24 protein-coding genes and 3 tRNA genes are annotated in these 22,782 nt (G+C 53.2%); 14 read left to right on the forward strand and 13 right to left on the reverse strand.

Going from position 1 to position 22,782, the window contains the following annotated elements; genetic code table 11:
• Positions 1–26 precede the first annotated feature (26 nt).
• The 6 genes from opgB to ACLGE8_RS20280 all read right to left on the reverse strand — a co-directional run bounded on the left by opgB (position 27) and on the right by ACLGE8_RS20280 (position 5,700).
• Complete coding sequence (gene opgB, locus ACLGE8_RS20255) at positions 27–2,321, reverse strand: phosphatidylglycerol--membrane-oligosaccharide glycerophosphotransferase (RefSeq protein ID WP_411000737.1); 2,295 nt, start codon at positions 2,319–2,321, stop codon at positions 27–29.
• Positions 2,322–2,506: 185 nt separating this feature from the next.
• A complete protein-coding gene (locus tag ACLGE8_RS20260; protein ID WP_333500646.1) occupies positions 2,507–2,998 on the reverse strand; it encodes a DUF2501 domain-containing protein in 492 nt (163 codons plus the stop codon).
• 68 nt (positions 2,999–3,066) lie between these two features.
• Positions 3,067–3,804, reverse strand: coding sequence for a DNA replication protein DnaC (gene dnaC, locus ACLGE8_RS20265; RefSeq protein ID WP_220440311.1), 738 nt, complete (start codon positions 3,802–3,804; stop codon positions 3,067–3,069).
• 2 nt (positions 3,805–3,806) lie between these two features.
• On the reverse strand, positions 3,807–4,346 hold the full coding sequence (gene dnaT / locus ACLGE8_RS20270; RefSeq protein WP_411000740.1) for a primosomal protein DnaT: 540 nt from the start codon (positions 4,344–4,346) through the stop codon (positions 3,807–3,809).
• A gap of 113 nt (positions 4,347–4,459) precedes the next feature.
• Entirely contained in the window at positions 4,460–4,933 is a 474-nt protein-coding gene (locus tag ACLGE8_RS20275) for a threonine/serine exporter (RefSeq protein ID WP_411000742.1), read from the reverse strand.
• A complete protein-coding gene (locus tag ACLGE8_RS20280; RefSeq protein ID WP_411000744.1) occupies positions 4,924–5,700 on the reverse strand; it encodes a threonine/serine exporter ThrE family protein in 777 nt (258 codons plus the stop codon). The genes ACLGE8_RS20275 and ACLGE8_RS20280 overlap by 10 nt, the downstream gene beginning before the upstream one ends.
• Positions 5,701–5,978: 278 nt before the next feature.
• Between ACLGE8_RS20280 and pobA the strand changes: the two genes are divergently transcribed.
• The 4 genes from pobA to bglJ all read left to right on the forward strand — a co-directional run bounded on the left by pobA (position 5,979) and on the right by bglJ (position 9,715).
• Positions 5,979–7,163 carry a 4-hydroxybenzoate 3-monooxygenase gene (gene pobA / locus ACLGE8_RS20285; protein ID WP_411000746.1) on the forward strand — a complete coding sequence of 395 codons (1,185 nt, stop codon included), beginning with the start codon at positions 5,979–5,981 and terminating at the stop codon, positions 7,161–7,163.
• 3 nt (positions 7,164–7,166) lie between these two features.
• Complete coding sequence (locus tag ACLGE8_RS20290; protein WP_411000748.1) at positions 7,167–8,066, forward strand: helix-turn-helix domain-containing protein; 900 nt, start codon at positions 7,167–7,169, stop codon at positions 8,064–8,066.
• A gap of 288 nt (positions 8,067–8,354) precedes the next feature.
• Positions 8,355–9,080, forward strand: coding sequence for a helix-turn-helix transcriptional regulator (locus tag ACLGE8_RS20295; protein ID WP_411000750.1), 726 nt, complete (start codon positions 8,355–8,357; stop codon positions 9,078–9,080).
• Complete coding sequence (gene bglJ / locus ACLGE8_RS20300; RefSeq protein ID WP_411000752.1) at positions 9,041–9,715, forward strand: DNA-binding transcriptional activator BglJ; 675 nt, start codon at positions 9,041–9,043, stop codon at positions 9,713–9,715. The genes ACLGE8_RS20295 and bglJ overlap by 40 nt, the downstream gene beginning before the upstream one ends.
• Here the strand turns inward: bglJ and ACLGE8_RS20305 are convergent.
• Positions 9,712–10,170 (reverse strand): YbaK/EbsC family protein, encoded by a 459-nt coding sequence (locus ACLGE8_RS20305; RefSeq protein WP_333496082.1) that lies wholly within the window; start codon positions 10,168–10,170, stop codon positions 9,712–9,714. The genes bglJ and ACLGE8_RS20305 overlap by 4 nt on opposite strands.
• A gap of 337 nt (positions 10,171–10,507) precedes the next feature.
• Here ACLGE8_RS20305 and ACLGE8_RS20310 point away from each other — a divergent pair, with 337 nt between their 5' ends.
• On the forward strand, positions 10,508–11,851 hold the full coding sequence (locus tag ACLGE8_RS20310; protein ID WP_185668238.1) for a PTS sugar transporter subunit IIC: 1,344 nt from the start codon (positions 10,508–10,510) through the stop codon (positions 11,849–11,851).
• 40 nt (positions 11,852–11,891) lie between these two features.
• Here ACLGE8_RS20310 and fhuF read toward each other — a convergent pair whose 3' ends face one another.
• The gene (gene fhuF / locus ACLGE8_RS20315) at positions 11,892–12,680 is read right to left on the reverse strand and encodes a siderophore-iron reductase FhuF (RefSeq protein WP_411000754.1); all 789 of its coding nucleotides are present in this window, start codon (positions 12,678–12,680) and stop codon (positions 11,892–11,894) included.
• Positions 12,681–12,781: 101 nt separating this feature from the next.
• Positions 12,782–13,846 (reverse strand): GGDEF domain-containing protein, encoded by a 1,065-nt coding sequence (locus ACLGE8_RS20320; protein ID WP_411000756.1) that lies wholly within the window; start codon positions 13,844–13,846, stop codon positions 12,782–12,784.
• Positions 13,847–14,075: 229 nt separating this feature from the next.
• Here ACLGE8_RS20320 and ACLGE8_RS20325 point away from each other — a divergent pair, with 229 nt between their 5' ends.
• Positions 14,076–14,315, forward strand: coding sequence for a DUF1435 domain-containing protein (locus ACLGE8_RS20325; protein WP_411000758.1), 240 nt, complete (start codon positions 14,076–14,078; stop codon positions 14,313–14,315).
• A gap of 43 nt (positions 14,316–14,358) precedes the next feature.
• On the opposite strand, the gene ACLGE8_RS20330 is transcribed toward ACLGE8_RS20325, so the two are convergent.
• The 4 genes from ACLGE8_RS20330 to rsmC form a co-directional block, all read right to left on the reverse strand.
• Positions 14,359–14,444, reverse strand: a tRNA-Leu gene (locus ACLGE8_RS20330).
• A 35-nt stretch (positions 14,445–14,479) separates the two neighbouring features.
• Positions 14,480–14,565: transfer RNA gene (locus ACLGE8_RS20335), tRNA-Leu, on the reverse strand.
• Between the two features lie 27 nt (positions 14,566–14,592).
• Positions 14,593–14,678, reverse strand: a tRNA-Leu gene (locus ACLGE8_RS20340).
• Positions 14,679–14,903: 225 nt separating this feature from the next.
• Complete coding sequence (rsmC, locus tag ACLGE8_RS20345; RefSeq protein WP_411000760.1) at positions 14,904–15,935, reverse strand: 16S rRNA (guanine(1207)-N(2))-methyltransferase RsmC; 1,032 nt, start codon at positions 15,933–15,935, stop codon at positions 14,904–14,906.
• Between the two features lie 298 nt (positions 15,936–16,233).
• On the opposite strand from rsmC, the gene ACLGE8_RS20350 reads away from it, so the two are divergent.
• From ACLGE8_RS20350 to ACLGE8_RS20385, 8 genes are all read left to right on the forward strand, one after another.
• Positions 16,234–16,647 carry a DNA polymerase III subunit psi gene (locus tag ACLGE8_RS20350; protein ID WP_411000762.1) on the forward strand — a complete coding sequence of 138 codons (414 nt, stop codon included), beginning with the start codon at positions 16,234–16,236 and terminating at the stop codon, positions 16,645–16,647.
• A complete protein-coding gene (gene rimI / locus ACLGE8_RS20355) occupies positions 16,616–17,062 on the forward strand; it encodes a ribosomal protein S18-alanine N-acetyltransferase (protein ID WP_411000764.1) in 447 nt (148 codons plus the stop codon). Before ACLGE8_RS20350 ends, rimI begins: the two co-directional genes overlap by 32 nt.
• A 14-nt stretch (positions 17,063–17,076) precedes the next feature.
• Positions 17,077–17,757, forward strand: coding sequence for a pyrimidine 5'-nucleotidase (gene yjjG, locus ACLGE8_RS20360; protein WP_411000766.1), 681 nt, complete (start codon positions 17,077–17,079; stop codon positions 17,755–17,757).
• Positions 17,758–17,850: 93 nt separating this feature from the next.
• Positions 17,851–19,440, forward strand: coding sequence for a peptide chain release factor 3 (gene prfC / locus ACLGE8_RS20365; protein WP_333496073.1), 1,590 nt, complete (start codon positions 17,851–17,853; stop codon positions 19,438–19,440).
• Positions 19,441–19,842: 402 nt separating this feature from the next.
• Positions 19,843–20,439, forward strand: a complete 597-nt coding sequence (gene osmY, locus ACLGE8_RS20370; protein WP_411000768.1) for a molecular chaperone OsmY — start codon at positions 19,843–19,845, stop codon at positions 20,437–20,439.
• 128 nt (positions 20,440–20,567) lie between these two features.
• The gene (locus ACLGE8_RS20375) at positions 20,568–20,729 is read left to right on the forward strand and encodes a DUF1328 domain-containing protein (RefSeq protein ID WP_064547200.1); all 162 of its coding nucleotides are present in this window, start codon (positions 20,568–20,570) and stop codon (positions 20,727–20,729) included.
• 120 nt (positions 20,730–20,849) lie between these two features.
• A complete protein-coding gene (locus ACLGE8_RS20380) occupies positions 20,850–21,908 on the forward strand; it encodes a patatin family protein (protein ID WP_411000770.1) in 1,059 nt (352 codons plus the stop codon).
• Entirely contained in the window at positions 21,905–22,684 is a 780-nt protein-coding gene (locus ACLGE8_RS20385; RefSeq protein ID WP_411000772.1) for a metal-dependent hydrolase, read from the forward strand. Before ACLGE8_RS20380 ends, ACLGE8_RS20385 begins: the two co-directional genes overlap by 4 nt.
• The last annotated feature ends 98 nt before the right edge of the window (positions 22,685–22,782 follow it).

Genomic DNA, 22,782 nt, shown 5'->3' on the forward strand with positions numbered 1-22,782 from the left:
CGGGGGACTGCCGGGCGTGGAGTCAGTTAACCCTCGGAGGCGATGACTTTGATTTCTACCATCCCGATACCGAGCTGGCGAGGTGAGTGGCCGAGGATATTGCCCTCGTTAGTCGACTGCGGATCCGGTGGCACGATAACCAGCGTGCTGGCATCCGCTGGATTATCAAAGTGCAGCGTCGTGGTGGTGACTTCGTTGCCCAGCGTCAGCGTTTGCTCGCTATTGCCGACGCGAACGGGAATGGGTTTATTGGCGTTCGGGCCAAAAGCTTTGGCGGTAATGACCAAATCAAAGCGCTTCGGCAGCGGGTGCTGATACTCAATCTTCACCTCCTGGCCTAGTTGGGCGTTGGACCAGCGTCCCCAGGATTCTGGGCGGGATATACCGCTGAAGGATTTCACCTCTTCCGGCGCGCCTGCGACGTTGAAGATAAAGCTGTCCGCTTTATAACGAATATCGTTGTCGACGGTTTTGAGCGTATCGACGTTACCGTGATAGCGGACCATGTCGATCACCGTGTCTTTAAACTCGGTTTTGCCGTTCCACTGGGCTTTATCGACGTGCTGAACTTTTTGCTCGCCGCCAAGCTGCCCCTGGGACACGCACCAGTCGGTGGAGAGCGATAGATTTTGCGACCACAGCTGGCCCATCTTGTAGCAGCGGTCGACCCAGACGAAGTTATCGCGTGGGGCGAAATCTGCCAGCTGATAGCGCAGCGGGGCGGAGTATTCGCTTTCCGGCAGCGGTTCAACGCGGTTATCGGAGACGCGCAGCAGCAGCGGCAGACGGAAATGGCTGCCGGAGAAGGCGATCATGTTTTTCTGGGTATCGATAGAGAAGTTTTTGATCTCTTTCGGGAAGTTCCACAGGCGAATAACGTCCGGCTTCCAGGCCAGCACCTTCTCCTTCATGTTGAGGAACACCTCAGAGAGCGACTGGCCCGACAGGCTGCTGCGGCCAAGGCCGATAAAGTTATCACCGCCGAGGAGATCCAGCACCGTCGCGCCGTTATCCATGGTGTTACGTTTTACCGCCACCACGTCCTGCTCGTCCGGCTGGTCGCCGCGGATCACAAAGAACAGGTTGCTGCGGTCCTGCTTGTTGAGGTAGTCCCAGGCGGTATTTTTCATCGCCAGATGGTCAGAAGAGACCACGATAATGGTGTTCTTAAAATACGGCGATGCTTTGATCTTATTGATAAATTCCGCGATATTTTCCTGGCTACAGGCTACTGCGCTAAACGACTGGTTAGTTTTGCCGCCGATCTCATACTTTTTGCGGTTGCAGGAGCGCGAAATAAAGCCGTCCGGGTGGTGAGTATCCACGGTCAGAGTAAACAGCGAGAAGCGCTTGCCTTCCTGGGACAGCGACTCGAATTTCTTCCACGCTTCATCCAGCACGGTGTCGTCGTAGTAGCCCCAATCGTTTTTATAGCCTGGGTCGGCGACGGTGGTTTTCAGCTCTTCCGCGCCGTACAGATAGTCAAAGCCGTGCGATTTCAGGAACACATCTTTCCCGGCAAAGCGCAGGTTGGCGCCCTGCACGAAGTAGTTTTCATAGCCCGAGTTTTTCAGGATATCGCCAAGGCAGATGTTCTGCGGGAAGAAGCTCGACAGCGAGGCGGAAGCGTTACCTTCAAACGGCGCAAAGAGTGGAATACCGCACTGCGAAGCAACCATACCGGCGATGGTGTAATCAGTGCCCGGCAACTGCATGGTGTGGCTAAAATCGATCCCCTCGTTTTTCAGTGAGCCCAGTTCTGGCGTCAGGTTCGGGAAGGCCTGGTCGTCAAAATAGGTGCGCTCCAGGCTTTCGCCATAGATATAAACGAGGTTCATTTTCGGGTTCGGGATCGTCTTTGACGGCTCTTTGTAGTAGGCCGCAAAGTCAGGGTCGCCATCGCGAGACTGCGATTTTACCAGCTCGCTAATCTGGCGAAACGCCGGGCTAGCGTCGACGGAGCCGACGGCCAGAACCAGCGCTATCAGGCTGTAACCGAAATGGTGAGGATGGTGACGTCGGCGGCGCAGGACCCAGCCCAGCGCGGCAAAGACGGCAATCAGCCCGGCGATAAGGCCGATGCCCGGCAGAATATATTTGCCCACGCCGGCGCCCGTCAGGCTGTTGGTTAACGTGTAGAGTACGGCATCGTTGATCCCATCGCCGGTAAAGTAGTCACTTGCGTACAGCGTGATATTCAGGACCACAAACAGGCCCAGTACCGTTAAGGTGGCGGCAAACCACCATTTGTTTCGCCCCGCTTTACAGGCATAAATCGCGATGGAAGCGAGAAAAAGCACAAGGGATAACAGCTCTGACACTACACGTCCTCAACAGCGCCAGGATTTCTGGCTGAACAGAAGTTAACTTCACAATGTAATTGTGTCGTCATCTGTCTGCAATTCTATCGTAGCGAAAGTGTGCTGTTATTCGGAATTGGTTTAGAAATGGATATTTTTTGAGCGGAAAATGTGCGGCGAGCAGGGTGCTCGCCGCAGGAATAGCATCAGGAAATGTAGTTAACGCCTTGTTTTAATACGAAATCACAGGCTTTTGCTTTCACTTTCTTGCCCAGTTCAGTGTTACCCAGGCTATCAAGGTCGAGCTTCTGGCCATCTTTCGCGTTCAGCAGACCCTGAATACCTTCCATATAGCCGGTATCCTGTTTCTGTTCTGCCTGCGTGTTGAGGCCCAGTTTATCCAGCACCTGGTTTTTCACGTTGTCGACGTTGGTCACGGAAGCCAGCTTCTCTTTCGCGCAGTAGCCCAGAATCCCCGCCGCATTGTTCATGCTGCTGGAGCTCAGAGACTGGCTGCCGCCGTTAAGCAGGCTGGTGAGCGAAGAGAGCGATGTGCCGCCAGTCTGCGACGAGCTGCTCCCGCCGGTAAGCTGGGTAGCCGCGCTGCTCAGATCATTTAACGATACGGCGCCCGCAGCGGTAGAAACAAACGCGCTGGCAATAATAACTCGGCAAAGCATCGATTTTACTGATTTCATGGGTGTACTCGTGTGTGCTATTAAAAGTTGGCGTGATGAGTATACGCCTATCATTCACTGGATTTATCTTAATACTCTTTGCCGGTGACGCGACTGCGATAACTTTCCCAGTTGAAGATCACCCATAGGCTATTGCCGAGGCGCATACGGTCCATCACGCGCTCGCCCAGCATCTTATTCATTTCATCCAGATTGCTGTTGGTTAGCATGCCGGTCGGGCGTTTAGACGAAGAACGGCGATCGACAATCTGATTGATGATCACTTTTTCATAGCGCGATTCGGTCTGCATACCGATCTCATCGATCACCAACAGATCGACATTGCTGAGATCGCTCAGCAACTGCTCTTCGCTGGTTTCCCGATTACCGAAGGTCTCTTTCATAGCAGACATAATATCGGCCACGGTAATGATCAGCACCGATTTGCCCCGCAGCAGCAGCTCGTTGCAGATGGCGGCGGCGAGATGGTTTTTCCCGGTGCCCGGCTTGCCGGAGAAGATAAAGCTGGCGATGTTGCCATCGAACTCTTCCACGTACTGCCTCGCTTTCGCCAGCGCGTTCATCTGGCCTTCGTTTTCAACGCGGTAGTTTTCAAACGAACAGTTCTGATGCAGCGGGCGAATACCGGAGCGGTTAAAGGTACGCTGCATTTTCATGGCGCGGTTCTCACGCGCCAGCGCGGCGGCGCGGATCTCGCCCTGTTCCTTTTGCCATGCCAGCAGTTCTTCGCCGGTTTTAAATGCCGGTTCGATATGCGCCGGCATCATTTTCTGCAGGCGCTTCATTAATTCACCAACGTCTTTCATGCTCAACCTCTGAAACCCGGTGGAATATGACTGTCAGGCTCGCTGACGGTGTTGATATCGCGGCGCGTCTGGCCGTTATTGTTGGCCCGGCCCATCTGTACGCTGCGCGCCAGCTTTTGCTGCCACTGTACATGATGGAACACTTTCCCTTCCGCCTGCCAGTAGGCGACGAAAGAAGCCAGCTCTTCCGGCGTAACGGGCTCGCTTAAGGCGATACCCCACAGCGCGGAAAGGCGCAGGAACTCGGCGTCGGGCTGCCAACCTGCGTACATGGCAAATTTACCCATTGGAACAGCAATAGGGGCTGGCGTCGGCTCTTCAAAAAATTGTGCATCCAGCGTCACGTCGCTACCCGGTCGGGACAGCTTTTCTTCCAGCGCCAGGAGTTGCGCCAGACGTTCCTGCGTAATGGCATAGAACGCGGGCTGATTATTGGCAAACACGGCGAGCGCGCCGCCCTGAGTTTGCGCAAGAATCGCAGCAGGATCGGCGACGAAAGCGTCAATACCGATCACGTTAGGCGTTAAAATACGAGAAGACATAACACTATCTCAATACTGAAAAAACAACGGGAAGGGGGCGGAAGCACCGCCGTAATAGTGCACATAGTAGCACAAGCTATGGGATGGGCGGCACTCCCCGTACCGCCGATGCTTCACACTCTTGGGCGTTTGCGATAGAGCCACAGGCCTGGAATCGACAGCCCGATAGAGAGCGCGCCGACGATAGACGACGCCTTCAGGAAATTGCTCAGCAGCATGATCATCAGCTCTTCGGAATAGCCGAAGTGGCTGATTTTGACCGCAGAAATCATCGCCGTGTACGCTGAAATGCCGGGGAACATCGGAATGACGGCGGCCACGGTGAAGATCTTCGGATGCGCCAGATACCAGCGCGACCACTGGATGCCAATGCTGCCAACCAGCAGCGCCGCCAGGAAGGTGGCCCACTCGATATTAAACCCGGAGGTCATCATGGCGAATCGTGAGGTATGGCCGATAGCCCCCAACAACGCGCACCAGGGCAGCGCGCGCTGCGGGACGTTAAAGACCATGGCAAACCCCACGGCGGGAATCGCCGACAGCACGGCGTCCTGCGCCAGTAAGAACAGAAAATGCATCACACCCATCCGCGCAGCCCCCATAACGTCATCGCCATCACCACGCCGACGCAGGTCGCCAGCGTCAGCAGGCTGGCAATTGCCCAGCGCGCCAGGCCGGTGTTGATATGGCCTTTGAACATGTCGGCAACCGTGTTAATCAATGGGAAGCCGGGCACCAGCAACAGCACGCTGGCTGCCATCGCCACCGTTGAAGTCTGATGAAACGCGGGCAGTTGCAGCATCAGGCCGGAAACGGTGGTGGCGACAAAGGCGGTCAGGCCGAAGTTAATCTGCGGGTGCATTGAGCGGTGGGTTAGCACCTGGCGGATGTACATGGCGATAGAGCTGGCGCAGAAGGTGATGAGCGCACCGTCCCAGCCACCGTTGTTGAGTTTGCAGAAGCAGGCGCAGGAGAGGCCCACCATCAGCACAACCAGCCAGCGTGGGTAGCGCAGCGGTTTAATCTGCGTGAAGCGCTTGCCGACGTCTTTAGAGTCCAGCAGCTTGTGTTCGGCCATAATGACGATGTGCTGCACCTCTGTGACCACGTGCATGTTAATACCGCGATCGCTATTTTTACGCGTGGAGGTCAGGCACTGCCCATCTTTAATGGTGGTTAGCACAATCGCGTTTGACGAGATCGCACTTTCGACGCTGTCCATCCCCAGCGCGCGTCCCAAACGCGTTGATAGCTCTTCAACCAGGGCGCTCTCCGCCCCATGCTGGAGTAAAAAAAGACCGCACTGAATACAAAGCCGTGTGACGATGCGTTGTTCTGACTGATCTACTTCCATAATGATCCTGGTATCGAGAACGCCGATGTAATGACCTACTTTTACCCGAAGAGCATGGGGAAGCAATCCGGCCAGGATCAAACAATGTGCAAAAATTCGGCGGCCTGACGCTTTTGTTGAAGAGTTGATGTTGCCCACACTTTTGCAAAACTGTTCGAAAGTGCAATTTTTGAACGGATTCTGACCTTCTTTTTCCCCTCTGACTTATCAAAAATGCATTCTGAAACTTTATTGATACACAAAATAAACAAATAATTAACCAGAGTGCGAGGTCACCCATGAACACGCAAGTTGCCATTATCGGTGCCGGGCCTTCCGGGCTGCTGTTAGGCCAGTTGTTGCATAATGCGGGCATTAAAACCGTGATCCTGGAACGTCAGACCCCGGAGTATGTACTGGGACGTATTCGCGCCGGGATACTCGAAAACGGTACCGTCGAGCTGCTGCGTGAAGCGGGCGTCGCTCGCCGTATGGAGGTGGAAGGGCTGCTTCACCACGGTGTGGAGTTCCTGTTTGCTGACCGGCGTATTCCCGTGCCGCTGAGTGAATTGACCGGCGGAAAGAGCGTGATGGTTTATGGCCAGACCGAGGTGACGCGTGATTTGATGGAAGCGCGGCAGGCCAGCGGAGCGCAAACCATTTATGGCGTTGAACAGGTTGAATTGCACGACCTGAAAAGTGATAAGCCCTCCGTCACCTTTATGAAAAACGGTGAACGTTGCCATCTGGAATGTGAGTTTGTTGCCGGATGTGATGGCTTCCACGGCGTTTCTCGTCAGAGCATACCTCGCGATATTCTGCGTGAATATGAAAGCATCTGGCCGTTCGGCTGGCTGGGGTTGCTCTCTGACACGCCGCCGGTCAACCCGGAACTGATTTACGCGCATCATGAGCGTGGGTTTGTATTGTGTAGTCAGCGCTCACTAACTAGAAGCCGTTACTATCTACAGGTTCCGCTGACCGACAGCGTTGAACAATGGTCTGATGAACGCTTCTGGAGTGAGCTGAAGCGCCGTCTGCCGGACGAGTTAAGCCAAAAGTTAGTGACTGGTCACTCACTTGAGAAGAGCATTGCGCCGCTGCGTAGCTATGTGGTGGAGCCGATGCAGTACGGGCGGATGTTCCTGGTTGGCGATGCCGCACACATTGTGCCGCCAACCGGGGCTAAAGGGCTGAACCTGGCCGTTTCGGATGTGAACTATTTGTGGCGTATCCTGCGGCAGTATTACCAGAATGGACGTGCCGACCTGCTGAGCCGTTATTCACAACTGGCGCTGAACCGGGTCTGGAAAGGCGAACGCTTTAGCTGGTTTATGACCCATCTGCTGCATGATTTTCAGGATCAGAGTCCGTTTGCCAGAAAGATGCAGGAAGCCGATCGCCAGTACTATCTCAGCTCGCAGGCGGGCCTGACAACGATTGCTGAAAACTACGTGGGGCTGCCTTATGAAACGGTGGAGTAGATAATGAAAAGAGCGGGTGTCGAAGCGAATATGCCGGAGGTGGTGCCGGTATTTAAGCTCTATGGCGAGCATATGGGTTGGCCGACACCCGATCTGCTGCACTGTGAATCGATCCATAAACGCAGCAGCCTCTACGAATGGCATATTCGGGTTCACCAGCATGCCGAGCTGGTGCAACTGCTTTATTTGCACAAAGGGCAGGCTGAAATAGAAATAGAGGGACAACGCCTGGTGGTGAACGAATCTTCTATTCAGGTCGTTCCCGCGCTCTGCGTTCATGGCTTTCATTTTTCGCCGGGGACGCAAGGCTACGTGCTCTCGCTTGCGCTGCCGTTGTTAAGCCGTCTGGAGACGCAGTTCGGGCAACCTCTGGATATGCTGAGCCAGCCCGGCTGTATTCCGGTTAAACGTTCCGGCCACCATATCCGTACCCTATTTGCCACGCTGCTGGAAGAGTACACCCAGGATCACGACGCGCGGGAGATGATGCTCTATTCGTTGCTAAGCGCGCTGCTGGTGTGGCTCAATCGTCAGGGCAAGGCGGGAGGCGTGGTGAAGGATCACAGCGAGCGGAAACGCAGCGTGCTGCGCCAGTTTAGCCGGCTGATTGAGAGCCACTACCGCGAGCATTTATCGTTGGCCGACTATGCGCAAAAGCTGCGGGTTTCCACCACCCATTTGAACTGCTTGTGTCGTGAATATCACGGTACCAGCGCATTGAACGTTTTACATCAGCGACTACTACTCGAAGCAAAGCGTAGCCTGCAGTACACCAGCATGACCATCACACAGGTTTCTGATTATCTGGGATTTAGTGACGTGACCTATTTTTCGCGTTTTTTCCGCAAGCGTGAAGGGGTGACGCCCAAAGAATTCAAGATGAAAATGGAACTATCTGAATAGGCTATTTTTTTGAATGTTTAATTTTTTCTTATTGATGCTTTAATATTTTCTAAGCAATCTCTTTTACGTTGATATGCCATACTGTCGTAGTTAGTCCTGCTAACCAGATGAAGTCATCTCACAGATAAAGTCATACAGCGGTCAGGTTTATTTGATAATTAACCGACGAGTATTACGCCGCTATTAAAGGGAAATAGAAATGGATGGGTTCATTTCCTGAAAATACGCTTATTTGATGAAATAAAAATATATTCAGGAAACGAATCTTCGAAAGGATACGGAGGTTATATGACGCCAGAGTACTGCAAGTTCGCAGTGATTATCAGCAACATACCGGTTATGCAGTCTGGGCTGAATTCCATTATGCGAATGCATTTCCCGAATTACGAGCTCAATTTTTGCCAGTCTCTTGAGCAGTTAACGCTGCTTCAACTTCGCCGTACTGATGTGGTTATCGTTGATTTCTCTGGTGATATTGGTAATCCGCGTGCGCTCTGCGAGCAATACTATACGCTGCTATCGCAATATCGTGATATTCACTGGATATTTATGATTAGCCGCCAGTACTACGCATTAGCCGTTGAATTTTTAATGCGTCCGGAAAGCACGCTACTCTCAGAATCTGACTCTGTTGAGCGGGTGGTAAAAGCCATTCAACAGGACAATGTCAGCACGGATAACGTGAGTGAAATGCTGCTTGCGCTGCAGCATGATGCAGATGTCGATGATGATAATCAACGACTCATTATGTTGACGCTGTCCGAGCGAAAAGTACTGCGTCTGCTGGCGAAAGGATGGGGGATTAACCAAATCGCCGCTTTGCTGAAAAAAAGTAATAAAACCATTAGTGCGCAAAAAAATAGTGCAATGCGCCGCCTGTCTCTGCGCAGTAATGCGGAAATGTATGCCTGGCTCAACAGCAATCAGGGAATGAAGGAACTCAATCTCTATTCAGCCTACGGGGAGCAAGTCGAATGGAAAAATGCAGCAGGAAGCAGCGCATCGCTATCATAGAGCATTGTAATGTGACGGCGGTAGGGCTACGTCATCTACTGATGAGCGCTCGTGGTAGGCATTTTACTTTCCATTTTTTTCGCAGCATTGCCGAATTTAAGCTGGCGGTCAGGCAAGGGCCGTTTGATGGCGTCATGTATTGTCTCTCTGGCACGCGTGAACTTCGTATTGAATGCCTGTTAGCGATGGGCGAGATTGCCAGCCATCATCCTAAGGCGATGCGTATCATTCTGGCTAACGATAAAGATGAAGCTGGACTGATTCGGCAGCTGTCGCCCACCTATATTCATGGCGTGCTCAGTAAATCCGAAACGCTGAGCGACCTACGGCATAGCGTATTCGCGCTGCTGGAAGAGGCGATAGAGGTTCGTGAGGCAATGGAGGATTCCGCTGCCCAGCGAGAAAATCGTTTTCTCAGCCCGACCGAGAACCTGATCCTGCGCTACATGACCTACGGCTATTCGCTGATGGATATTTCTCAGCAGCTGGGGCGGAATATCAAAACTATTCGCGCACATAAATTTAATGCGATGACGAAGCTGGGGGTGAATTCCGATATTGAACTGCTGAGCGCTGCCGACCTGCTGGTGTCGTTACACGATATGAATAATGCCAGCTCCTCGTCCGTTTGTTAGAGGCAGACATCCACCCATGTGGCAGCGGTAAGGCTAGCCATCCGCTCCGGCGAAATGCGTACCGCGCTGTGTATGGCTCCTGCAGCAGGGAGAACTTCTTCGTATTGCTGCAGCGAGACATCGCAGTACACCGCCAGCGGATTCTCCAGCCCAAATGGACAGACCCCACCGACTGGGTGACCGGTGAGAACCACCACTTCATCACTGCTTAGCATGCGAGCCTTCGCGCCAAAAGTCTCTTTCAGCTTCTTATTGTCCAGACGGGCATCTCCTTTCGCAACCACCAGAATGACGCGGTCTTTCACCTTCAGCGAGAGCGTTTTGGCAATTTGTCCGGGCTCAACGCGGTGAGCGGCGGCGGCAAGAGCAACGGTTGCGGTACTTTGCTCAAGCTCGATGATGCTGATGTCGGGCGCGTGCTCGGCAAAGAATTCCTTTACAGACTGTAGGCTCATGGTTCTCTCCTGATAATTCGGCGAGCCACTCTGTCATAAAGCTACCTGGGTTGTAAATAAAGCGGCTAAGTTGTGCAAAAATTGTTTGTTTTTTGGATCTCCTTCACAATCAGTGCAACCGGTTACTGTAACCGGTTGCGGTTATTCATCAGCCGATTGATACTGCGGGGGTAACTTCCTTTGTATCTATAATAAGAGCCGTGTATGAACTGTATCGGTATGAACATCATTGCAGGTCGCAGACCCGTAACACCTGATGCTTCAATGTACGCCCAGTTGCATGTCGGCAAAATCGTTGTTGCTGTGTTGACGTCTAAAGCCTGTCAGGAGGGCTGTTATGTCTGCTAATCACGCTGCATTTAATCTGATATTCCGCTTTGTAGAAAACTACGTTAGTCCGGTTGCGGGGCGAATTTCCTCTCAGCGTCACGTTATGGCGATTCGTGATGGTTTTATCTCTGCCATGCCTTTTATGATTGTAGGATCGTTTTTACTGGTATTCGCCTATCCACCGTTTTCTCCCGATACCACCTGGGGCTTTGCCCGCGCGTGGTTAGATCTTGCCAAGCAGTTTGAAGGTCGTATTCTGACGCCGTTTGATATGACGATGGGCATTATGTCTATCTATATCTGTGCGGCCATCTCCTATAACCTCGGCAAACACTACGAAAAGAGCAACCAGCTCGATCCGTTCATGTGTTCGATGCTTTCCATCATGGCGTTCCTGCTGGTTGCCGCACCAAAAACCAGCGGCCATCTGCCGGTTGATAGCCTGGGGGGAACCGGGATCTTTACTGCGATCCTCGTTGCCGTCTACTGCGTGGAGATGATGCGTTTTCTGAAAGTCCGCAACATCGGGATCCGCCTGCCGGATCAGGTGCCGCCGATGATCAAAAACTCCTTCGACCTGCTGATTCCGGTGCTGGTGGTGGTGTTGACGCTCTATCCGCTGAGCCTGTTTATTCAAAGCCAGTTCGACATGTTGATTCCGCAAGCCATCATGTCCGTGTTCAAGCCGCTGGTTTCCGCTGCTGACTCCTTACCGGCGATTCTGCTGGCCGTACTGATTGGTCACCTGCTGTGGTTTGCAGGGATCCACGGGGCGGCGATTGTCTCCGGTATGCTGCAGATGTTCTGGCTGACTAACCTTGGCCTGAACCAGACGGCTCTGGCACAGGGCGCACCGCTGCCGCACATCTTTATGGAAGCATTCTGGACCTTCTTTATCGTGGTCGGGGGTTCCGGTGCAACGATGGGGTTGGTGTTCTGCTACCTGCGTAGCCGTTCAGCACACCTGCGTTCTATCGGTCGTCTGAGCGTGGTGCCTAGCCTGTTCAACATCAACGAACCGGTTATCTTCGGTACCCCAATCGTAATGAACCCAGTGTTCTTCATTCCATTCCTGCTGGCACCGATGGTCAACGCGATTCTGGCGTGGGCGGCGATGAAGCTGGATCTGATTGGTCGCGTGATTTCTGTTGTACCGTGGACGGCACCGGCACCTATTGGCGGCGCATGGGCTTTGGGCTGGGACTTCCGAGCAGCGATTCTGGTGGTACTGTTGGCCTGCGTTTCCGCGGTTATCTACTATCCGTTCTTCAAAGTGTATGAAAAACAGTTGTTAGAGCAGGAAAACGAAGAAGCGCAGCGTGCGGCTGAAGAGAGCCAGCAGGCAGCGTAAAAGACAGCAGTAAAAAATAACGGGGCGAAAGCCCCGTTGTTTATTTCAGCGTACAGTCGCCACACTGTTTAACGTCGGGCAAGCGGTAACGCTGGCAGCAGGTGCGGCGTACCAGCAGGCCGTCACGTAATACCACAGTACGCCATAACGGATTATCCTGGCCGTTGGCCAGCGTGCTGGTAAAGAAACAGCGCTGGCGCAGCAGGTTGACCTGCTCTTCGCCTAGCAGCGTTTTCATTTCGCCGAGATACCAGTTAATCAGGTAGCCGGTATTACTCCAGATGAGCTTACCGTTAATCTCTCCCGTTGCTTCCAGCGCCTGCACGACTGGCATAAGCGCCTGACTCACCAGATCGTCCATGCGTTCGATGGCCGGTTTCTTGCTGGCGCAAACGTCAGCGTGTACGTCGATCCAGAAGCACGCCGCGCGGCCGGTTTCGTGGAATTCTACGCGGAAATGGTCAGGGCTTAGCGAGATAGCGGATTCTTCAGTCAGCAGTGCGAGCATCAACGGTGGCACCAGCAGGCCGATATACCATTGCGCCCAAAGGGAAAGCAGCGGTTTATTTTCTCGCGCCAGGGTCGGTTGATTGCGGTAGATATGATCGGAATAGACGGCCAGCAGGGAGCTTAGCTCCGTCGGTTTCGCCCATTCGCTGAGGGTTTTGGCACTATCCGGGGCCGCTTCGCCCAGACGAAACATGTCCAGCAGGTGCGGACGTAACTCGGCTATTTTGGCGCGCACTGACTCTGCGAACGCCTGTTCCTTTGAAGGAATCGGCGTGCGCCAGATGAGGTCATCGGCAATCGGAGCGGAACGGTAAGCCATAGCGTTGCTGGATTCAAATCTAAATGATAATGATTAGCAATCCTAGCTATAGATAAAAGCGAGCGCAAGAAGTTTGTCTCCTGAGCCCGCGTTTTGTGAACCTAGACGGCGGGAGCCTGCTCGTAGGTCAGAATGTTATTACGCCCCATGTTTTTCGCGTCATACAGCGCTTTATCCGCGCGCTGCATGGCCTGGTCAATGTTGTTATCCTCCAGTGGGGCTACACCGATGCTGATGGTCACGTGGGTTGCCACGCTGGAGTTGAACATATGCGGAATTTTGAGATCGTATACGTGTTGGCGAATACGCTCGGCGGTCTGCATCGCGGCCTCAATGTTGCAGTGCGGTAGCACTACCATAAACTCCTCACCGCCAAAGCGCGTCACAATATCCCGGGAACGCACGGCGTTTCGAATCGCTGCCGAAACACGCATCAGAGCCTGATCGCCCATCATATGGCCGTAGTGGTCGTTGTAGGCCTTGAAGTGGTCAATATCCAGCAGCAGGACGGAGTGCTGCGCCTTACCTATCGACATCAATGAATCCAGGCGGAACTGGAACCCACGGCGGTTGTAGAGCCCGGTCAGCGGGTCGAGCATGCTCAGACCGTTCAGCGTTTCGCGCTCTTCCAGTAGTTTATACATCAACCCTTGCGCGAACTTATCGTTACGCCGCTGGATCACGTGCTGAATAGCGATGCCAACTAACGGCAGTGCCATACAGTAGGTCATTCTCCACCATTCCCCGTAAGGGCTGGTTATCAGGCACACAATAAAGGTCGGCATTGAATGGAGGGAAAAGGCGACAATATTATTGGAAAAGGCAATGGTGCCGACAAATAGTACGCTGAAAAGCGCCACCATTTGAAAGTTGTCATTAGGTAAAGCGAGCACCAAAGTTTTACTTAAAATATGCCAGCCCCATAAGCAGCCGAATATAACTGAAACTATTAGTATATTCAGTTTTATACTGCTATATCGCCAGTTCCATGCCAGCAGCACGCTGCTGCCCACCGCTATCAGCATTGCAGGTAGTGGAAAAATATTAACGTTATATATCGGGCTGAAAACGGACAGCGTCGATGAGACCAGATTCAGAAACAAAAATAGCCGGAACGTTAGCTGATATTTTTGCGCACGCAGGGTGCGCCAGGATTGTACTGTCATTGTTGGATGTTGTAGTCAGCCTTTAATATAAGTAAATGCATCAAAAACAAGAATAATTCATGAATGCAAAGCGCAAATTCTTTTTATTTAGACATGCTATTTTTTGTACAAGTTATCACCATGCAATATACATGTCATTAATGATTATGAAACCTTAGCGCATGAGCAGACAATTGACAAAAAACAATATATGATATTGGTAATCATTATCATTTAGATGGGCTGGTTCATGTTGCAACGAACGCTAGGCAGCGGCTGGGGTGTACTGATTTCGGGAGGCGCAATCGCCATACTGAGCACGATGGGGCTGTCGCTTGACGTCTGGCGCGGCGTTATCGTGTGCGGGTTGCTGCTGAGCGGCGCCATGATATGGCATCGTCGGTTACGTCACTTTGTGCTGTTACCGTCGTGCATAGCGTTTGTTGGCGGTCTTGTGCTGATAACAATGAATTTAAAGCTAATGGGATGACTATCAAAAATGGGGGGGAACTACCAGGAGAGAACGAGGAGTCTGGTGCGAGGGGGGGGACTCGAACCCCCACATCCTAAGGACACTAACACCTGAAGCTAGCGCGTCTACCAATTCCGCCACCTTCGCACAGATATCTCGTTACTTTTGTTATATCGCTTCGTTGGTGCGAGGGGGGGGACTCGAACCCCCACATCCTAAGGACACTAACACCTGAAGCTAGCGCGTCTACCAATTCCGCCACCTTCGCACTCTGCGAACGATATAACGTGGTTTATGGTGCGAGGGGGGGGACTCGAACCCCCACATCCAAAGGACACTAACACCTGAAGCTAGCGCGTCTACCAATTCCGCCACCTTCGCATACCATCGACTCTTTATGAAAGAATCGTTACCACGGAGGCGAATTCTAGTGGTTTTACGCTGTGCGTCAATAGTTAATTATCGAACGCGGAGTGATTGCCGAAAAAAAAGGCGTTTCTGCGGTTTTCGAGGGGTTATGTAGCCCGGCCGAGCGTAGCGACGCCGGGAGATACTTAGCGGTAAGCCCCGGCGTCGCTACGCTCGGCCGGGCTACACGCGATCTGATTAGGCTTTTTTCGCCTGGCGGGTCAAAACGGTGCGGTAAACTTTAAAACGGCCAGTCTGGGCGATCACTTCGTGGAAGCCGAAGGTTTCATCCAGCACTGCCGGATACGGCAGGAAGGCGTTCGCCACGATTCGCAGCTCGCCGCCGCTGTTCAGATGACGAACCGCGCCGCGGATTAAGGTCTGGGCAGCGTCCAGGCTGGTCTGCATCCCATCGTGGAACGGTGGGTTGGAGATGATCATGTCGAAGCGACCATTAATCTCAGAGAAGACGTTACTGGCAATCACTTCACCTTCAACACCGTTCGCCGCAAGCGTGGCGCGGCTGGCTTTAACCGCAGGGGCGCTCACGTCAGACAGGGTCAGTCGTACCTTTGGTGAGTGACTGGCAAGGGTGGCTGCCAGTACGCCAGCGCCGCAGCCGACATCCAGCACTTTGCCTTTGGTATGCGGAGTAAGGGTAGAAAGCAGCAACTGGCTACCGACATCCAGACCGTCGCGGCTGAATACGCCTGGCAGGGTCTTAATGGTCAGATTATCCAACTGGTACTCGCCCCAGAAGCTCTCCGCATCGAAGGTCGGCTGTTTTTCCAGACGGCCATGGTACAGACCGCAGCGACGCGCGCTGTCGACTTTGTTAAGCGGAGCATATTCAGCCAGCATCTGTTCGGCGCTACGTACGCCGCTGCGGTTTTCACCGACGACAAAAATATCAGTACCAACCGGCAGCAGAGAAAGAATATTCATCAGCTGGAACTGGGCTTCCGGCTTGTTCTTCGGCCAGTAGTAGATCAGGGTGTCGCAATCCGCCACATCTTCAGCCTGAGCCACCAGGCTAAAGCGAACGTTGTCGCCCATCTGGCGGTTCAGTACCTGCCAGTGGTGATACTGCTGGGTATGCGCGCGGCTTGCTGCGGTTTCCAGACGTGCGGGCAGGTCATCCTGCAGATCGCCGGCAAAGAAAATACGGCTCTGTTCGAAATCGTCACTGTGGCGCAGCAAGACTTCACTTGCCGGGGTAAAAGCAGACATGAATTATTCCTCAATAAACTTAGGCGACGATTATACACGTCATCCTTCAAGTTGCCTCTACGTTGGCTGCACTCTTTCACCCCAGTCACGTACTTATGTACGTTTCTGGGGATTAATGAGGGACATCCATGTCCCTCACCAGAGGCCAGCCTTTGGCTGGTCAAATTCGTTCCTGACGAATTTGTCATTCGCTTGCCGCCTTGACGCAACTCGAATGATTTTGTGTATATAGTGTGTAATTGGCGCAGTTTCGATGAATTTGCTATATTTGCGCCCTTGATAGACAGGAGCGTTTCACATGACATCCCGGCGAGACTGGCAATTACAACAGTTGGGTATCACCCAGTGGGCATTACGTCGCCCTGGGGCACTGCAGGGTGAAATTGCGATTACGCTTCCGCCGCATGTAAAGCTGGTGATGGTGGCCGAGACGTTACCGTCGCTCACCGAGCCGCTGATTAGCGATATTCTCCGCGCGTTGTGCCTGACGCCGGACCAGGTACTAGCGCTAACGCCTGACCGGGTGGCGATGCTGCCGCAGGACAGCCGCTGTCACTGCTGGCGTCTTGGTAACGATACGCCGGTGACGCTGGAAGGGGCGATGATTTCGACGCCTCCGTTTAATGAACTACAGGCCAGCGCGCCAGCTCGCGCCGCGCTGTGGCAACAAATTTGCGCCCATGAACACGATTTCTACCCTCAGCACGGCTGATTTACCCCGCGCCTTTCACATTGAAACTCGCGCGCATGCGTTTCCCTGGAGTGAAAAAACCTTCGCCAGCAACCAGGGCGAGCGCTACCTGAACCTCCAGTTGTCCGTCGACGGAGAAATGGCCGCGTTTGCCATCACTCAGGTCGTGCTGGACGAAGCCACGTTGTTCAATATTGCCGTCGATCCCGCGTATCAGCGCCGTGGTCTGGGGCGTGAACTGCTGGAACATCTCATTGATGCGCTAGATGCACAGGGCGTGGTGACGCTATGGCTGGAAGTGCGAGCCTCAAACCACGCGGCCATCGCACTGTATGAAAGCTTAGGCTTCAATGAGGCGACAATCCGTCGCAACTATTACCCCACGGCGGACGGCCGTGAGGACGCCATCATTATGGCGCTGCCCCTCAGTATGTAAGACAAGGTGAAAAGATGAAGAAGTGGGACTGGATTTTCTTCGATGCCGATGAAACGCTGTTTACGTTTGACTCGTTTAGCGGCTTACAGCGGATGTTTCTCGACTATAGCGTGACCTTTACCGCGGAAGATTTCCAGGACTACCAGGCGGTCAACCAGCCGCTGTGGGTGGACTACCAGAATGGCGCGATCACCTCGCTGCAGCTTCAGCACCAACGTTTTACTAACTGGGCGGAGCGTCTGAACGTGAAGCCAGGCGACCTGAACGATGCCTTTATGAACGCGATGGCGGAAATCTGCGCCCCGTTGCCGGGCGCGGTATCGCTGCTGAATGCCCTGAAGGGCAAGGTGAAGATGGGTATCATCACCAACGGCTTTACGTCGCTGCAGCAAATTCGTCTGGAGCGCACCGGGCTTCGTGAACACTTTGATCTGCTGATTATTTCTGAAGAAGTGGGCGTGGCAAAACCGGATCGCCGGATCTTTGACTATGCCCTGGAACAGGCCGGCAATCCGGACCGTTCCCGCGTGCTGATGGTCGGCGATACCGCCGAGTCTGATATTCGCGGTGGGATGAACGCCGAGTGGGCAACCTGCTGGCTGAACGCGCATCAGCGTCTGCTGCCGGAAGGCATTACGCCTGACTGGACGGTGACCTCATTGCATGAACTGGAGTTGCTCCTGTGTAAACAGTGATTGCCAGCCCCCCTTTGATGGGTAAAATAGCCGCAATTTTTTCGTATTCAACATGCACGGTGTGAAGCCGTGCCTACTCAAGAAGATTGAATTATGACGTTGTCTCCTTATTTACAAGAGGTGGCCAAACGCCGCACTTTTGCCATTATTTCCCACCCGGATGCCGGTAAAACGACAATCACTGAAAAAGTACTGTTATTCGGACAGGCTATTCAGACCGCCGGTACGGTAAAAGGCCGTGGCTCCAGCCAGCATGCAAAATCTGACTGGATGGAGATGGAAAAGCAGCGTGGTATCTCTATTACCACCTCCGTGATGCAGTTCCCGTACCACGACTGTCTGGTGAACCTGCTGGACACCCCGGGGCACGAAGACTTCTCCGAAGATACCTACCGTACGCTGACGGCGGTCGACTGCTGTCTGATGGTTATCGACGCTGCGAAAGGCGTCGAGGATCGTACCCGTAAGCTGATGGAAGTTACCCGCCTGCGCGATACGCCGATCCTGACCTTTATGAACAAACTCGACCGTGACATCCGCGATCCGATGGAAGTGCTGGATGAAGTTGAGCGCGAGCTGAAAATTGGCTGTGCGCCAATCACCTGGCCAATTGGCTGCGGCAAGCTGTTCAAAGGCGTTTACCATCTCTATAAAGATGAAACCTATCTGTATCAGACCGGTAAAGGCCACACCATTCAGGAAGTGCGCATCGTTAAGGGCTTAAACAACCCGGAACTGGATGCCGCCGTCGGTGAAGACCTGGCGCAGCAGTTGCGTGATGAGCTGGAACTGGTTCAGGGTGCGTCCAACGAGTTTGATAAAGAGCTGTTCCTGGCCGGTGAAATTACCCCAGTGTTCTTCGGTACCGCGCTGGGTAACTTCGGCGTTGACCATATGCTCGACGGTCTGGTGGAGTGGGCGCCGGCGCCAATGCCGCGTAAAACCGACACTCGTCTGGTGGAAGCGCAGGATGAGAAATTCACCGGCTTCGTCTTCAAAATTCAGGCCAACATGGACCCGAAACACCGCGACCGCGTAGCGTTTATGCGCGTGGTGTCCGGGAAATATGAGAAGGGCATGAAGCTGCGCCAGGTCCGTATCGGTAAAGATGTGGTGATCTCCGACGCGCTGACCTTTATGGCGGGTGACCGTTCGCACGTTGAAGAAGCCTACCCGGGCGACATCATCGGCTTGCACAACCACGGTACCATCCAGATTGGTGATACCTTCACCCAGGGCGAAATGATGAAGTTCACCGGTATTCCGAACTTCGCGCCGGAACTGTTCCGTCGAATTCGCCTGAAGGATCCGCTGAAGCAGAAACAGCTGCTGAAAGGGCTGGTTCAGCTCTCCGAAGAGGGCGCGGTACAGGTCTTCCGTCCGATCGCCAACAACGATCTGATTGTGGGTGCGGTGGGTGTGCTGCAGTTTGACGTAGTGGTTGCGCGTCTGAAAAGCGAATACAACGTGGAAGCTATCTACGAATCGGTTAACGTCGCCACGGCCCGCTGGGTTGAGAGCAAAGACGTGAAGAAATTCGAAGAGTTCAAACGTAAAAACGAAGTTCAGCTGGCGCTGGATGGCGGTGACAACCTGACCTATATCGCCCCAACCATGGTTAACCTGAACCTGACTCAGGAACGTTATCCTGAAGTTGAGTTCCGCAAAACTCGCGAACACTAAAAACCCCTTCAGGGCGCGGCAGCCGCTGCGCCCTGACGCTTTCCCTTCCTAATTAGCCCCTTACGGAAAGTTCTTAATTCCCTCTCTTTTTTCGCTAACTGTCCATTTTTTGACCAGCGAAGCGGGCGGTTTCAAAATTGTGATCTATATTTAACAAAGCGATGACATCTACGTTGGCTTTAAATGCTGATAGCGCGTCAAGATTAAGCGCTTAAAGCTAACGTTTATTTCCATCGCAATATTAATAACTGGCTCAGAGCGCAATTTCGCGGTGTTTGATGGCCCTGGTGGACTCGGGGATCCGTGAGAAGTATGCGAGCAGGGATTTTTGACCCTATTCAGCAATGCAACCTGCGTGTTGCTAGTGCTCGGATGTTGAGCAAAACATACAGGAATATATTGATGACGATGAAAAAACTGACGATCTCTAAAACACTGCTTGCCGTGATGCTGACCTCCGCTGTTGCCACTGGTGCTGCCTATGCCGAAACCACGACAATGGATAAGGCGCAGGCGAGTGCTGAAAGCGCAGGAAGTAAAGTGGGTAACTTTATGGATGACAGCACCATCACGGCAAAAGTAAAAGCCGCGCTGGTAGATAACGAGAGTGTGAAGAGTACTGACATCTCGGTGAAAACGGACAATAAAGTGGTGACGTTGAGTGGATTTGTTCACAGCCAGGCTCAGGCTGAAGCGGCCGTTGCGGCGGCGAAAGCCGTTGAGGGCGTTACCTCTGTGAGCGACAAACTTCACGTCCGCGACAGTAAAGAAAGCTCGATGAAAGGCTACGCTGGCGATGCGGCAACAACCAGTGAAGTGAAAGCAAAACTGCTGGCCGATGACATTGTTCCCTCACGTAACGTGAAGGTTGAGACGACAGATGGGGTTGTGCAGCTGTCAGGTACCGTGAAATCTCAGGCACAGAGCGATCGTGCTGAAAGTATCGCCAAAGCCGTTGATGGCGTGAAAAGTGTCAAAAATGATCTGAAAACGCAGTAATAAGTGGTGATTTTGCCTGCTGAAATTTGGCAGCGGGCAAAATCTGCACCACACTAAAAATAGTGCATATGAGTAATTTGAAGGCTGATAGCAAGCGGTCGACATTAACTATGGTAAAGGAGAAGCTTATGTTTCGTTGGGGCATTATATTTCTGGTTATCGCGTTAATTGCCGCCGCATTAGGATTTGGTGGACTGGCAGGTACGGCTGCGTGGGCAGCAAAAATCGTGTTCGTTGTCGGGATTATTATCTTCCTGGTGAGCCTGTTTACCGGGCGTAAACGACCCTAGAACGCCACGTGTTAACTAGCATGACAACAAAGCCAGTCCAGCGGACTGGCTTTATTAGTTTTAGCCGACCGCAAATTAGGCTACTTTATCAGTCTGGTGAATAAAAACAGGTAGGCAGAGGTGGGGCAGCGTATACCCGTCACGCTTGGCAATATTGCGCCATTATCGCTAAGTCGTTTCAAACCTGGCCGCACGGCACTGGTTTGTGAAGGGGGAGGACAGCGAGGGATTTTCACCGCTGGGGTGCTTGATGAGTTTATGCGGGCACAGTTCAACCCCTTCGATCTCTATTATGGCACCTCTGCGGGCGCGCAAAACCTTTCCGCCTATCTGTGTAACCAACCGGGATACGGGCGCAAAGTCATTATGCGCTATACCACCCGGCGGGAGTTTTTCGACCCGGTACGTTTTGTCCGCGGTGGTAATCTTATCGACCTCGATTGGCTGGTCGGGTCTACATCAGGGCAGATGCCTCTGGCGATGGAAAACGCCGAACGCCTGTTTGAGTTGGGAAAATCCTTTTATATCTGTGCCTGCCGAAGCGATGACTATACGCCCAGCTATTTTTCGCCCACCAGGCAGAACTGGCTCGATATTATTCGGGCGTCCAGCGCGATCCCTGGCTTCTATCGCCCTGGCGTCGCGCTGGATGGCGTCAGTTACCTTGATGGCGGCGTGAGCGATGCGATTCCGGTGCGTGAGGCGGCAAAGCAGGGAGCTAAAACGCTGGTGGTGATCCGTACCGTTCCATCGCAGATGTATTACACGCCGCAGTGGTTTAAACGTATGGAGCGCTGGCTGGGCGAAAGTAGCCTGCAGCCGCTGATGAACCTGGTGCAGCACCATGAAACGACCTACAGTGAAACCCAGCAATTTATTGAGAACCCGCCGGGTAAGCTGCGTATTATTGAAATCTACCCGCCGAAACCATTGCTGAGTATGGCGTTAGGCAGCCGCATCCCCGCACTGCGTCAGGATTACAAGACAGGGCGCTTATGCGGCCGTTACTTTCTGGCGACCATTGGTAAACTGATGGCGGAGAAGCCGCCGTTAGTGCGCCACCTCAAACGAGGCCGGCCGACTCCCGCGGTTCCCGTGCTGGAAGATATGCCCGACGTTGCGATGAACGACGTGCCGCCAGTAAACGATACACTCTTTGATGATAAGGATCTGGCGTGAACGGCCGTTTTATTGATACCCATTGCCACTTTGATTTTCCTCCCTTTACCGGCGATGAAGAGGCGAGTATCCAGCGTGCGGCCGCCGTTGGCGTTAGCAAGATAATTATTCCCGCCACCGAAGCCGACAATTTTACTCGCGTGCTGGCGCTGGCCGAACGGTTTTCTCAGTTGTATGCCGCCCTTGGGCTACACCCGATTGTGGTCGAGCGTCATGGTGATGAGAGCCTGGCGCAACTGGAAGCGGCAATCGCTCGGAAGCCAGAAAAATTGGTGGCGGTGGGGGAAATTGGCCTCGATCTCTACCGGGAGAACCCGCAATTTGAACGCCAGCAGTACCTGCTGGATGAACAGCTGAGGTTGGCAAAGCGTTATGATCTGCCGGTGATCCTCCATTCGCGGCGCACCCACGACAAACTGGCGCTGCACCTCAAATGGCATAACCTGCCGCGAACCGGTGTGGTACACGGTTTTGCCGGCAGCCTCCAGCAGGCGGAGCGCTTCGTTCAACTGGGCTATAAAATCGGCGTAGGTGGAACTATCTCCTATCCTCGCGCCAGTAAAACCCGTGACGTGATGGCGCAGTTGCCGCTTTCATCGTTGATTCTGGAGACCGATGCGCCGGATATGCCGCTCAATGGTTATCAGGGGCAGCCAAACCGCCCGGAGCGGATTGCCGAAGTCTTCACGCACCTTTGCTCGCTGCGAAACGAGTCGCCAGAAGAGATGGTTTCTGCGCTGCTAGAGAATACACGCACTCTCTTTTCGCTCTCGTGAAGTGACGTAGATCTCATTACTGGCTATTCAGCTGTTACTGTTGCGTAAAACCTGTGACGTTTTGCAAAAAAGATAATTACGTAGCGTTATAATCGCCG

Source organism: Kluyvera sp. 142486 (assembly GCF_046569695.1).
Taxonomy (GTDB): Bacteria; Pseudomonadota; Gammaproteobacteria; order Enterobacterales; family Enterobacteriaceae; genus Kluyvera.